The following is a 12,125-nucleotide window of genomic DNA, read 5'->3' as shown; positions in this document are numbered from 1 at the left end:
TGGTTGTGATAAAATGCTGCACAGAAAAATCTACAATTCTTAATTTGCTAATTTCTCTATTTCTGATAAATCTAACTCCGTAATACTAGCTATCATTTTTTTATCTAAAATTCTTTCTGCTAGCATTTTTTTCGCTATTTCCAATTTTCCTTCTAATTTTCCTTTCTGCATTCCAGCTTCCATCCCAGCTTCCATCCCAGCTTCCATTCCAGCCTTCATACTTTGTTCCCTTATCTTATCTGCTATAGGGCCACTAGTTGCTAATCTTTCTGCTATTGTCATAATATTACCTTTTTTTTCTTTTGGTACTATTTCTTGAAGAACCGACAACAACTCTTTTGTGTTTTCAGATTCTCCTTTTTCTATTATGTATACTAACATATCTTCTAAATAAGAGAAATTGTTTTTAGCTATTATTTCAAAGTTTACTATTTTTCTTACTATATACTTCAATATGTCTTTGGCATATATATGCCTCATTATATACAGCATTGTATCTAAATACCGCTCTTTTAATTCTTCATCTTTGATTTCATGCACATCTACTACTTTTACAGGCTCTGTAAAGCATTTCTTTGCTAGCTCTACATTTTCAAATAACTCGTAAAATGACCGTGGTGCTGTGTATTTTTTATTACCTGTATACAATATTACTGGATAAATAATTGGTAATGTCTTCTCACTACTCTTCTTATCTTTTTGCTTTCTTAAATGCTCCTCACATAAACGAAGCATGTATTTCTGTATTCTAAAAGTTATAAATCTATCCGATGTGGATTGATGCTCTAGTAACAGTGATATATACCCAGTTTCTTTTCCATATTTAACTGAATACAAAACATCAGAAACGCCTTCTCCTAGTTCATTACTGAGTGCGCTAGAATTCTCCTGTTTCAGTGTACTTAAATCTATTATTTCCAGTATTTCTTTAGGTAAATATGATTTAAAAAACTCAGATGCTATCTCGGGATATGACATTGATTTTTTGAAAAATCTGTCATGAGGCTTCACATTATTATTTGGCTCATTACTTTGTTTGGTTTTTTCACTCATATTTACCTTTTTTTATATTCCAATTCATATTCATATCCATCACGCTCTTTTTGGAACTTTGATAATGTTTTCATTTCTCGTTCTTCTTGTAATTCATACACATTGACCTCTTTTGCCTTTTCTATCACATTATTTGCCTTTTTTACACCTTCTTCTCTTATTAATTGATCCAAATCCTTTATTCCCTTTGGTAAACTTACTTTATTGATTTCAAGCTCGTCATTTCTATCAAATAACTGAAGCGCAATATTTTTACTAGCTTCTTTCCCTGCGCTATCATTATCTAAACATAAGTTAATCTTCTCTATTCCTAATTTATCAATTAATTCTAATTGCTTGATATTCATTCCGGTTCCGCCCAGTGCAACCACATTCTTTATTCCACTTACTTTTGCATTCATTGCATCTAACATTCCCTCTACTATCGTTATCTCCTTTGATTTTCCTATATTTTCTATCCCTAGTATCGTTGAGCTTTTTACAAGTCCCTTACTGTATATGTATTTACCAAACTTTGAATCTTCATTATATTTTATATCTCTTCCCACTAATCCCAGCATCTCACTTTTCTTACCATAAAATGGCATCACCATCTTATGGCTATATCCTATACATCCCAATGCCTTGACTATTTCTTGAGTCTTCTCAGAAGATAAACCCTCTTTCCATAAATACTCTATTAGCTCTCTCTTATTTGGCATATACCCTATACCCATGGCTTTTACTACTTCTTCTTTATACCCCTTTCTTCTGTGAGATATTTCATTACTTGGTTATTTTTGATATTAATCTTCTCTAATGAATAGCTATATACCTTATCCCATATTTCTGATGATATACTTTGTTTCGGCTCTACTTTGTCGTTATCTACTAGCTCGCCATCTAAATATTTCATTTTATTTGCATTATCATTATCCTTCATCTTTTCTCTTCCTTCATTCAGAATATCAAGCTTCTCGCTAAAATAGGATTTTATTCCTGCACTACTTGCTAAATACTCAAATACATCCTTCTTATTACTTATCCTGTAATTTTCACTTACATAATCCCATATTGACTTACTTCCCCTAGTATAATCTACTAATATCCCTGGATTATTTGCATATACATATACTTTCCCCTTGTGTCCCGTGCTTCCATCTACTTTATTTCCTGTAGTTGACACATAACAATTTCCTTTCCTCTCAAATCCAAATTCAGGCAATACATTTTGTAACCTTGCGTATAAAGCTTTATATATATCATTAGTGGTTATATTATTATCTATTTTATAATTTTCTTTTGATGACAGCTTCCTTCCTATATTTTTGATTTCATCCTTTACTTTCAAATATTCATACTTCTCTTCTTTATCAATATCTATCCCGTGACCTTCATCCTTAACTAAACTCATTACTTCAATGCCTTTTTTATCTATTTGATTAATTGCCATAACCTCATCTCCCTCTTTTATATCTTTTATTTTTATATCCTTCACTAAACACCCACCTATTCCATTTTGCTCAAGTATTGAAAACTCTTTCCCATTTATATCTATTTTTCCTAAATAACTTGCACTTTCCCCATTCTCTAATTTATCTTCTATATATGAATACTGAAACGTTTCTTTGAATTCTCCTAAAATCCTATCTAACTCTGAATATCTATTATATCCCTCTAAATCTACTACTTCTTGCAGCTTCTCTAATCTCTTTTCAATATCTTTCCTATCAAGTTCAACAACACCCTTATTGACTGCAAAAGTACTTGCTGTATCCTTATAATCTTTTCTAAATAATCTAATGCCAATTCTTTACGTCCTTCCTTGCTTAAATTCCATACCATATCTTTTTGATCTCTAAACCTGTCTTTACTCCAATATAACTCTACACTCTCTCTATGCCTACTCATCGCCACATATGTACTATGCTTATCCATATATTTTGATGGCATCACAAATGCCTTATCTACAGTTATCCCTTGTGATTTATGTATCGTTGCTGCATATCCATGATCTATATGATTGTAATCTCTTATATCAAATACTACCTTCCCGCCTTTATCTAAATTAACTTCAAACTTCCATCCATCAAAACCATCAATTGTTCCAAGCGTCCCGTTCTTTACTCCAAGCTCCTTATCATTCTTTAAAAAGTAAATCCTATCCTCAATTGCAAAGTCTCTCTTGCCATTATGCGTATCAAATTTAGCTTCTATCCCTAATTCATTATCCGCTCTTCTTACTTCCCTAGCCCTCTCATTTAACGCCTTTACATCCGCTTTTGTAAAGCTCAACATTATCGCAGATTTATTTTCTGATACCGCTTCATGCCAATCATTTACCATTGCCTCCCTTGCTTTTGCTACATCTTCAAATGCATGCACCATACCCCTTTTTCTATATTCCCCAATTGCATCTCCTATTTCTCCAAGTGCTAACAATTTTGTTGCATCAATCTGCCAACTCTCCTTCTGTCTTCTTATGTCATTTAATTCAACATGTCCTACTCTTTCTATTATTCCCCTAAATGCTCCTCCTGCTTCTATTGCTTGTAATTGCTGTGGATCTCCTATAAGCACCACCTTTGCATCTGCAAATATTACTTCATCTATGATCTTTGATAAATCTCTACTGCCTAACATACCTGCTTCATCCACCACTACTATGTCATTCTTCTGCAACCTCTCTCTTTCATTATTCCAATTAACCATTCTGTTTGCTACCGTATAACTCTTTATGCCACTTTCTCCTTCTAAGTTTTCAGCAGCTATTCCAGATAACGCCATTCCTACCACATTATATCCTTCTTTCTCCCATACCTTTCTTGCCGCTCCTAACATATAACTCTTGCCACTTCCTGCATATCCAACTACACATGCCATATCTCTATCACCTGTAATATGCCTAAATGCTTCTCCTTGTGATTCACTTAGCCCCTTATCATTTATAACTCTCTCCCTATATTCCAAATCTATTTGATGATTTGCTGCATCACTTAAACTCTGAGATTGCCTCACCATCCTATATTCAATATCCAGCATCTCCTTTGTTGTGTGCCTGTCTCTATCCCTATCGTCCTTACCTAATTTTATTAATTCCTCTGAATTCTTTATTTTTTGATATACTTTCTCAAATTGTTCAACATCCAACGTATGTGTGTTTACAAATCTAGCTATATCTTCATGTGTAAATATTGATTTATAATGAGATAACGCCTTTATTGCTATACTTGGATCGTTATAGATCTTTTCTCCATTACCTCTCGCTATGCCCTCATGCTCTAATAGCTTATCACTATACCTTGCTCTACCATCATTTGGGCCTATTTTATTCTGTGGCTCTAGGTCTATACCACGCTCTTTATTACTCCTATGATCTATTTTTATATCCAGACCTGCTTTCGCTAAATGCTTATTTACACAATTAGCCCATTCTTCTCTCCAATTATATAAAATAGGTTGTTTATCCCATTCTACTACTTTTTTTCCAAAACCTTTTTCTGACACCTCTCTAGTTGTTAGCATTATATGTGCATGCGGCTGATCTCTACCATGACCTTTATGAATGCATAAATCTGCTATCATCCCAAGAGATATAAATTGATTTTTAACATACTCTTTTGCGAGTTTGATGTTTTGTTCTTCTGTAAGTTCTTTTGGTAATGATACTTCTATTTCTCTTGCTAATTGTGAATCTTTTCGCTTCTCAGAAGCTTCTACTTCATTCCATAATATTTCCCTATTTAAAAATTTCTCTGGTGCACTTTTTGATAACATAATTTCTTTATATAAAAGATCACTTTTATTACTATAATCAAATGTCTTATCTAATCTTTGATCATATAACTTCTCTGCTGATCTATATGCAGCTTTCCCCACCGCTGAATGACCTTTACTTCTTGTAAACATTTTATAACTAAAGTGACATATTGCCATATTATCTGTCTATAATATATCTATCCACAATATAATATTGCTGTACTTTTAAAATTAATATTTCAATAAATGCAATCTCACTTAATAAGTCAGCAAATATTAGATATTTAGCATTTTTAAAATTAATTAATAACTCTTTTAAACTAGCAATTTTTACAAAATGATATCGGGCATTTAATATACCAAAAGAGTTAATTTTGTATTTTGGCTTTCTCATTTCTTATTTTATCAAATCCTATTTTTTATAAACAATCCATCTTATTTTTATAATAACTTATCCATATTTGATCTACACAGCTAATTACCATACTTAAAGGACTAAAGCATTTTTGTTGTTGCTTGCAACAACGTAGCGCGCAATTAATATCATTGAGATAAATATATTTAGTTTATTTTTATTTGCACTTCTTGTCAATATTTGTTATTATATAGCCTATGGTAATGCATATACTTATTATTTTGGATAATAAAACTAAAGAAAAGATAGAAAAGCTTAAGAGTAAGCAAGCTGTTTTGAAAGCTCGCCTTGAGTTATTAGAATATAGAGTAAAAACTAAAGAGCGTAAACTTGAAACTAGACGCAAGATTCTTGTTGGTAGCTATTTTATTGAACAATATATCAATAAAAACGAATATGATGAATTAGTCAAATTAATGGATGAATATTTAACACGAGAATCTGACAGAAATGTTTTTGGATTAGATTATGATAAAGAAAGCGCTAAAAAGTCCGAATGATATTGGTAACAAAAAAAGCACTGTATCTAAAAATATAGTTCCTAAACATAGTAAAATTATCAATAAAACTAAAAAAAGCACGTCTTCAAATCAAAAAGATTTATTTAATCCTGAATTGTTTTTAACTATAGATAAAATCAATAAAAAGTTTGGCAAGGATACTGTATGCTTTGGTGATCAATTAGGTAATTTAGATTATGATAAATTACTTGATTCTAATGATTTTAATTTGCTCAAATGTGAAACTGACAAATTATTAAAAACTTATCAACAAATTGATAAACAACTAATTGCTCTTTCTAAAGCAAATAATACCAATGCTAATATTTATAAACGTAAGCAATTACAAAAGCAGAAAGATGAAATTAAACAAATTTATATTTCTATTAAAAAAAGAATTACTCAAATAATAAAAATTAATTAATTTCTATTATTTTCTTATAGTATAAAAATATAAGTATTTAGTTTTTTGAATAGTAATTTATTATTTAATTTATAAATATAAAAAGTGTCCCGTGCGGAACATTATTTATTATTTGATTTTTATATATTATTTATATAATATATAGCATACAATACTTAGTTATTAACTATGCAAATTATTGATATTGACCCAAGGGATTGCACTAGATGGAAATTTGCTGATCGCAGCTCTTTTGAATTTGGTGATACTAATCTTTTAGCTGAAGATATTAAGCGTAATGGACAAATCGAACCGGTTTTCGTTAGAGAATTAAAAAACAGTAAATTTAAATATGAAGTTATTGCAGGTAGTAGACGACTTCAGGCTTGTTTAAATGCTAATCTACCATTAAAAGCCATTATCACTGATATATCAGACATTAAAGCTGCTATTACACAGATTAAAGAAAATGAGAATTTAGCTATTTCTGATTATTCTAAAGGAATTTCATATGCAAAATTACAAAAAGAACTTAATTTGTCTCAAACAAAATTAGCTGAATTAATAGGATGTTCTAGACATAAAATGATTAGTTATCTTTATTTTGCCAAAATTGATAAATCAATTTGGGATGCTGTTAGTAATATGTCTAAGGTTTCTGCTAAATCTGCTGAGGCGATTTATCTTATTGCTAAAAAATCTGATAAGCATAAAGAAGCTTTAATTGATATTGCAGAAGAAATTAGAAAAAGTGCTGGATATAATCGTATTGAAAAATTAGTTAACGATATAATTTTAGGTAAAAAGCAAAATTACGATGATGAAACAATTCAATCTTTTGATGGCACTGTATTTGCTAGCTGGAAAAATGATAAATTACAATTCTCAAAAAACGCCAATATTGATAAAAAAGAACTTTCTAAATATTTATTAAATTTTTTTGTAAAAACGATCCCCTAAACTTATGTAATATTTGATTATATAAGATTTAAATAATGGAATTTATAAATAAAAAATATGAGCTATTTGTACATAAATTAAAAAAAGCTATAGCTTTTCATTTTACCTCTGATAATTATGTTTTTTAATAACAATAGAGCATATGCATAATTCATCTAATACTGAAAATAACCTAGAGCTATCCACTGAATTCAAAGAAGCTTATAAAATAATGAATGAAAGTAGCGATAGTGTCTTCATTACAGGGAAAGCAGGGGCTGGTAAATCAACTTTATTATTATATTTTTGCCAACACACAAAGAAAAATTATGCTGTGCTCGCTCCCACAGGCGTTGCAGCATTAAATGTTGATGGACAAACTATACATAGATTCTTTAACTTTAAAATGGATGTAACTCCTGATCAAATTGCAATGGGGAAGGTTAAACCTAAGGATAATTCTGTATACAAAAATCTTGATACCATTGTTATAGATGAAGTATCGATGGTAAGAGCTGATTTACTAGATTGTATCAACCTATTTCTTATGAAATATGGTCCCAAAAGAAATCAACGCTTTAGTGGCGTACAGATGATATTTTTAGGAGATTTATATCAACTACCCCCTGTAGTAAAAAGAGAGGAGGAAGAGATATTTAAATCATTTTATAAATCGCCTTATTTTTTTAGTAGCAATAGTTATTTGGAAACAAAAATAAAAATAATAGAGCTAACAAAAGTCTATAGACAGAAAGATGATAGTTTTATAAATTTATTAAACAAAATTAGAGTAAACGATATAAGTTACGCTGAGATAGCAACTCTTAATAAAAGATATATAGAGGATTTTAAACCAAAGAAAGATAATTTTTATATTAATCTAACTACTACCAATAGTAAGGCAGATGAAATAAATAATAATCATTTATCAAAACTCAAAGGTGAATTATATAAAGCAAATGCTATTATTGATGGAGAATTTGGAAAAGAGTCTTACCCTACCCTACAGGCATTGGAATATAAAATTGAATCTCAAATAATGATGCTTAAAAATGATCACAGAGGCAGATGGGTAAACGGAAGCTTAGGAGTTATAAAGGGTAAAAACAAAGCTGAAGATGGAAGTGATTTTTTAAGTATTTGGTTTCCAGATAAAAAAATGACATTTAACGTGGCTCCATATGAGTGGAAAATTTATAAATACATATATGATGGAGTAAAGATTGTAGCTCAATTATCTGGAACATTTAAGCAGCTACCACTTAGATTGGCATGGGCTATAACAATACACAAAAGCCAGGGAAAAACATTTGATAATATCGTTGTTGATTTTGGCAATAGAGTTTTTAGTCCAGGACAAGTTTATGTAGCTTTAAGTCGCTGTACTTCACTTGATGGCATTACCTTAAAAGCTCCAATAAAAAAGCATTTTATAGCTGCAGATCCAAGAATTACTGGATTTTTAAATTCTGAACGCGTTTTGAACGAGAGATGAAGAAGAGGATGTCTAATTGGGAAAATTTAAAGGCAAAAAAATAGACATTATGACAAATTCACTAAAATATAAGGCCAAATATAGCTCAGATCCTCCAGCTATCCAAAGCCATCTTTGGAAAAGATATTATTTTGAGTCAAAGGACCGTTATTATATTGTGATTCTACAACAAGATTTGTTCCATGAATGGAGCATTATCAAATGCTATGGTGGGAAAGATAATAAATTGGGTAACTTGATTATTCAATCTTGTGATTCTTATGATGAGGCTATAAATGAAATAGAAGAAATTAAAAAAACAAGGAAAGCTCATAAATATGTGCTAAAGTATAGAAAATAATTAATTTTAAGCTAATATGATGGTTAGCAATAATAATTAACTCTACAAAAACAATTTATAAAAAAGTAATATGAAAATAACGGGAACAGTAAAATGGTATAATTCTACCAAAGGATATGGATTTATAGCTCCAGACAATGGATCAAAGGATATATTTATACACAGATCAGCAGTTGAGGAAGCTGGGCTTGATGGTTTAAATGATAATCAAAAGATTAAATTTGAGATTGTTGCAAATAAAGGCAAAGAATCAGCAGAAAATATTGAATTAATTTAATTATAAATAACTTAAAAGGAGACCAAAAATGAATAAAGCAGAATTTATAGAAAAATTATCAAAAGAGCTTGATACAACAAAAACAGCAGCAAGTAAGAGCTTTGATGCTGTTATTAAATGTATAGCACAAGCTATGAAAGATAATGATGAATTAAGATTCACAGGATTTGGAAGCTTTAAAGCAAAAAATAAAGAAGCAACAGAAGTGAAAACACCAAAAGGAACAATGGCTAAAGTCCCTGCACAAAGAAGAATAAGTTTTTCAGTAGGCTCTGATTTTAAAGCAATTGTAAATAATAAGTAATTTGAGTATGAAAGAAGCTTTAATGCATTATTTACATATTGTACCATTGTTTATAATAATGGTCTTATCGATTGCCAATCAGGTATTTAAAACTAAGAAATTCTACAGTTATTTGAGGAAAACCCATATTGGCATACAGCTATTATTAATTTCAGCAGGAATGATGAGTGGTACAATAATACATACTCATGAAGGAATATTGGGATGCAATGTTTGCCTCATTTATTCAGCTATTTTAGCATGGATTTCTTTTAAGATACTTTTTAGGAGCGTTATTAGCAGTAAATGGCAAGCAAATTAATAAGTACTACGGTAACTTCAGATAATAATCAAGAAAGACCGGCTGACAAAATGGATGGTAAATTTGTTAAAAAAAGCTATCCAAGGCCTTGGCAAGTAGAGCTAACAGATGAAGAAATAGAAGTATTAAGAAAAAGCCTAAAGGAGGACGAAAAGAGATGCGAAGCAAAAGCAAAAAGATTGGCTGAGAATAAGTCACTTTCAGAGTTTTTTAATAAAAATAATAGGAAAGAATAAAAATGGGAAGAAATAAATGGCATCTACTGTCTCCCGAGAATTACAACAAGGTGTTTGATGTATTATCTCAAAGATATCCAAAGTTTTTTATGAGAGGTAAGGTTTTTATATTTAAAAAAGGAATACATAGAGATATTTTTAATGATGAAGAATTAAAATTCAGCAAAACAATAATCAGAAAGTTTCTAAGATTATACGCTGAACAAAAGGAATATATAAAATTGCATATTGAAAGTGCAGCAAGGTATGATTTAGAAGGTAATGAAGCTGGAATTGTTACAAAAGAAGATGTTGAATCACTTGCAAAAACACAAGAAGAGATAAAAAAACAGATTGCACTCAGAAAAAGTAAGAAGCTGGAACAAAAGAAACATTACAAACCCAACAAGGGAAGTAAACCTAATAATAAGGATAATAAGTTAGAATTGTTGGATGCGCATTCAGTGAATACCAATGGCGATAAAGCAAAGCTAGGCATAAATTTTAAAGTAGAAAATAAAAATGAGTAACTTCAAAAGCCCCTCTATAAGAGTTGGAGTAAATAAAGGTAAAACATACTATTGGTGTGGGTGTGGATTAAGCAAGAAACAACCTTTTTGTGATGGGTCGCATAAGGAAGATGAGCAATGAAGGAAGCCAATTACATATACAGCTTTGGCTGATAAAAGAGGTGGTCCTAGTTGGTCAGACAGTTATGCAGCAATGCAAAGGATAAATTCTATTGTCAAAATTAAGCTGCAAACTTGTTATTCTTTGGCATTAAGCCATTAGAATTATCTCCATAATAAACCTCTTCTGGAGTAAGTCCAGCGAATGTTGAGTGTGGTCTATTCTTATTATAAAACTCTAGCCAGTTAGCAATAACCTTTCTTAATTGGTAAACATTATCAAATTCTTGAAGATATATACATTCATATTTAATAGATCTCCATAATCTTTCAATAAAAACATTATCCATCCAGCATCCTTTGCCATCCATAGATATTTTTATATTATGGCTTTTTAGGGTGTCAGTAAAGTCATAACTGGTAAATTGACTTCCTTGATCTGTGTTAAAGATATCTGGTTTGCCATATAGATATATCGCTTCTTCTAATGCATCTAAGCAAAAAGAAGTATCTAGGGTATTTGATAATCTCCATGACAACACTTTTCTAGAGGCCCAGTCCATTACTACTACCAAATACATAAAGCCTCTGTTCATCGGGATATAAGTGATATCACTACACCAGACTTCATTCGCCTTACTGATGACTTTATCTCTTAATAAATATGGATATATTTTATGCTGACTATTCTTTTTACTAGTATTGGGCTTTTGATAGATGGCGCTTATTACCATTATTCTCATCAACCTTCTTGTCCTATGTCTAGAAGCAGATTTACCCTCTTTTTTTAAATGCAAACTCATTTGTCTAGAGCCGTAAAATGGATATTTCAAATAAATCTCATCTATCTTCTTCATGAGCTCTAGATTCTCAGAACTTTCACCTTTAGGCTTATAATAACAGCTTGACCTGGACACCAGCAGCAACTGACATTGCTTTGATATACTTATCTCTTCTTGATTGCTCTTTATCATCTCAAGCCTCCATTCCTTCCTAGTTTTTCGTATACATCTTGCAAAAAATCCTTTTCTACTGTTAGTTCCCCTATTTTTGCATGCAGTTGCTTTATTTGATGTTCATTTGTTATTGCTGACCTTTCACTTTTACTAGAAAATACACTGCTCATATTATCTAATGCTTGCTTCTTCCATTTACTGATCATATTCGCATTGACTCCATACTTGGCTGATAGCTCACTCAACGTCCCTTCCTCCCTAATTGAGTGCTACTTTCGTTTTGAATACTGGGCTGTATTTTTTCTTTTTCCGATATTTTATTTGTTTTTATATCAGAATTTATCCTTTCCTTCCTGTCCAGTTTTTTAGGATCACCTCTAAAGCGCATGCGATGTTATGGTGACTAGATAGCTATGCTTAAAATCAGCAAAACTCTACAATTTGTTATATTTTGCGATAAAAAAATGAAAATTTTAAATTTTAAAGAATTTATTTTTATCGTGCTATTAATACTCTGCTATATTAATACTCTGCTATATTTTTAATATTAAAATATAATG

At 30.7% G+C, this 12,125-nt stretch carries 15 protein-coding genes and 1 pseudogene; 11 read left to right on the top strand and 5 right to left on the bottom strand.

Annotated elements, in window-relative coordinates; genetic code table 11:
* Nucleotides 1-39 precede the first annotated feature (39 nt).
* From N3Z17_RS04585 to traA, 4 genes are all read right to left on the bottom strand, one after another.
* Nucleotides 40-1,053 (bottom strand): Rpn family recombination-promoting nuclease/putative transposase, encoded by a 1,014-nt coding sequence (locus N3Z17_RS04585; protein ID WP_282471555.1) that lies wholly within the window; start codon nucleotides 1,051-1,053, stop codon nucleotides 40-42.
* A 2-nt stretch (nucleotides 1,054-1,055) separates the two neighbouring features.
* Nucleotides 1,056-1,769, bottom strand: a complete 714-nt coding sequence (locus N3Z17_RS04580) for a toprim domain-containing protein (RefSeq protein WP_282471554.1) — start codon at nucleotides 1,767-1,769, stop codon at nucleotides 1,056-1,058.
* Between the two features lie 8 nt (nucleotides 1,770-1,777).
* A complete protein-coding gene (locus N3Z17_RS04575) occupies nucleotides 1,778-2,530 on the bottom strand; it encodes a hypothetical protein (protein WP_282471553.1) in 753 nt (250 codons plus the stop codon).
* 206 nt (nucleotides 2,531-2,736) lie between these two features.
* The gene (gene traA / locus N3Z17_RS04570; RefSeq protein ID WP_282471552.1) at nucleotides 2,737-4,968 is read right to left on the bottom strand and encodes a Ti-type conjugative transfer relaxase TraA; all 2,232 of its coding nucleotides are present in this window, start codon (nucleotides 4,966-4,968) and stop codon (nucleotides 2,737-2,739) included.
* 441 nt (nucleotides 4,969-5,409) lie between these two features.
* Between traA and N3Z17_RS04565 the strand changes: the two genes are divergently transcribed.
* From N3Z17_RS04565 to N3Z17_RS04515, 11 genes are all read left to right on the top strand, one after another.
* Nucleotides 5,410-5,706 (top strand): mobilization protein, encoded by a 297-nt coding sequence (locus N3Z17_RS04565; RefSeq protein ID WP_282471551.1) that lies wholly within the window; start codon nucleotides 5,410-5,412, stop codon nucleotides 5,704-5,706.
* On the top strand, nucleotides 5,675-6,130 hold the full coding sequence (locus tag N3Z17_RS04560) for a DUF4113 domain-containing protein (RefSeq protein ID WP_282471550.1): 456 nt from the start codon (nucleotides 5,675-5,677) through the stop codon (nucleotides 6,128-6,130). The genes N3Z17_RS04565 and N3Z17_RS04560 overlap by 32 nt, the downstream gene beginning before the upstream one ends.
* Nucleotides 6,131-6,298: 168 nt before the next feature.
* Nucleotides 6,299-7,069 carry a ParB/RepB/Spo0J family partition protein gene (locus N3Z17_RS04555; protein ID WP_282471549.1) on the top strand — a complete coding sequence of 257 codons (771 nt, stop codon included), beginning with the start codon at nucleotides 6,299-6,301 and terminating at the stop codon, nucleotides 7,067-7,069.
* 142 nt (nucleotides 7,070-7,211) lie between these two features.
* On the top strand, nucleotides 7,212-8,543 hold the full coding sequence (locus N3Z17_RS04550; RefSeq protein WP_282471548.1) for an ATP-dependent DNA helicase: 1,332 nt from the start codon (nucleotides 7,212-7,214) through the stop codon (nucleotides 8,541-8,543).
* Between the two features lie 49 nt (nucleotides 8,544-8,592).
* Nucleotides 8,593-8,883 carry a WGR domain-containing protein gene (locus N3Z17_RS04545; RefSeq protein WP_282471547.1) on the top strand — a complete coding sequence of 97 codons (291 nt, stop codon included), beginning with the start codon at nucleotides 8,593-8,595 and terminating at the stop codon, nucleotides 8,881-8,883.
* A 70-nt stretch (nucleotides 8,884-8,953) separates the two neighbouring features.
* Nucleotides 8,954-9,160: a cold-shock protein gene (locus tag N3Z17_RS04540; protein ID WP_282471546.1), complete on the top strand. Its 207-nt coding sequence runs from the start codon at nucleotides 8,954-8,956 to the stop codon at nucleotides 9,158-9,160.
* 28 nt (nucleotides 9,161-9,188) lie between these two features.
* Complete coding sequence (locus N3Z17_RS04535; protein ID WP_282471545.1) at nucleotides 9,189-9,464, top strand: HU family DNA-binding protein; 276 nt, start codon at nucleotides 9,189-9,191, stop codon at nucleotides 9,462-9,464.
* 7 nt (nucleotides 9,465-9,471) lie between these two features.
* A complete protein-coding gene (locus N3Z17_RS04530; RefSeq protein ID WP_282471544.1) occupies nucleotides 9,472-9,765 on the top strand; it encodes a hypothetical protein in 294 nt (97 codons plus the stop codon).
* The gene (locus N3Z17_RS04525; RefSeq protein WP_282471543.1) at nucleotides 9,750-10,001 is read left to right on the top strand and encodes a hypothetical protein; all 252 of its coding nucleotides are present in this window, start codon (nucleotides 9,750-9,752) and stop codon (nucleotides 9,999-10,001) included. Before N3Z17_RS04530 ends, N3Z17_RS04525 begins: the two co-directional genes overlap by 16 nt.
* 2 nt (nucleotides 10,002-10,003) lie before the next feature.
* Entirely contained in the window at nucleotides 10,004-10,510 is a 507-nt protein-coding gene (locus tag N3Z17_RS04520; RefSeq protein ID WP_282471542.1) for a ProQ/FinO family protein, read from the top strand.
* Complete coding sequence (locus N3Z17_RS04515; RefSeq protein ID WP_282471541.1) at nucleotides 10,503-10,631, top strand: CDGSH iron-sulfur domain-containing protein; 129 nt, start codon at nucleotides 10,503-10,505, stop codon at nucleotides 10,629-10,631. Before N3Z17_RS04520 ends, N3Z17_RS04515 begins: the two co-directional genes overlap by 8 nt.
* Before the next feature lie 100 nt (nucleotides 10,632-10,731).
* On the opposite strand, the pseudogene N3Z17_RS04510 reads toward N3Z17_RS04515, so the two are convergent.
* Nucleotides 10,732-11,886 (bottom strand): annotated as a pseudogene (locus N3Z17_RS04510) (IS3 family transposase).
* Nucleotides 11,887-12,125 lie beyond the last annotated feature (239 nt).

The organism is Candidatus Bandiella numerosa (genome assembly GCF_029981845.1).
GTDB lineage: Bacteria > Pseudomonadota > Alphaproteobacteria > Rickettsiales > Midichloriaceae > Aquirickettsia > Aquirickettsia numerosa.
The sequence above is the reverse complement of the archived record's forward strand: the minus strand, read 5'-3'. Positions and strand labels throughout refer to the sequence as shown.

What these genes read in the sequence shown, in the direction of transcription:
- N3Z17_RS04585 (WP_282471555.1), bottom strand. Translation starts at nt 1,053, where the DNA reads ATGAGTGAAAAAACCAAACAAAGTAATGAGCCAAATAATAATGTGAAG.
- N3Z17_RS04580 (WP_282471554.1), bottom strand. Translation starts at nt 1,769, where the DNA reads ATGGGTATAGGGTATATGCCAAATAAGAGAGAGCTAATAGAGTATTTA.
- traA (WP_282471552.1), bottom strand. Translation starts at nt 4,968, where the DNA reads ATGGCAATATGTCACTTTAGTTATAAAATGTTTACAAGAAGTAAAGGT.
- N3Z17_RS04565 (WP_282471551.1), top strand. Translation starts at nt 5,410, where the DNA reads ATGCATATACTTATTATTTTGGATAATAAAACTAAAGAAAAGATAGAA.
- N3Z17_RS04560 (WP_282471550.1), top strand. Translation starts at nt 5,675, where the DNA reads ATGATAAAGAAAGCGCTAAAAAGTCCGAATGATATTGGTAACAAAAAA.
- N3Z17_RS04555 (WP_282471549.1), top strand. Translation starts at nt 6,299, where the DNA reads ATGCAAATTATTGATATTGACCCAAGGGATTGCACTAGATGGAAATTT.
- N3Z17_RS04550 (WP_282471548.1), top strand. Translation starts at nt 7,212, where the DNA reads ATGCATAATTCATCTAATACTGAAAATAACCTAGAGCTATCCACTGAA.
- N3Z17_RS04545 (WP_282471547.1), top strand. Translation starts at nt 8,593, where the DNA reads ATGACAAATTCACTAAAATATAAGGCCAAATATAGCTCAGATCCTCCA.
- N3Z17_RS04540 (WP_282471546.1), top strand. Translation starts at nt 8,954, where the DNA reads ATGAAAATAACGGGAACAGTAAAATGGTATAATTCTACCAAAGGATAT.
- N3Z17_RS04535 (WP_282471545.1), top strand. Translation starts at nt 9,189, where the DNA reads ATGAATAAAGCAGAATTTATAGAAAAATTATCAAAAGAGCTTGATACA.
- N3Z17_RS04530 (WP_282471544.1), top strand. Translation starts at nt 9,472, where the DNA reads ATGAAAGAAGCTTTAATGCATTATTTACATATTGTACCATTGTTTATA.
- N3Z17_RS04525 (WP_282471543.1), top strand. Translation starts at nt 9,750, where the DNA reads ATGGCAAGCAAATTAATAAGTACTACGGTAACTTCAGATAATAATCAA.
- N3Z17_RS04520 (WP_282471542.1), top strand. Translation starts at nt 10,004, where the DNA reads ATGGGAAGAAATAAATGGCATCTACTGTCTCCCGAGAATTACAACAAG.
- N3Z17_RS04515 (WP_282471541.1), top strand. Translation starts at nt 10,503, where the DNA reads ATGAGTAACTTCAAAAGCCCCTCTATAAGAGTTGGAGTAAATAAAGGT.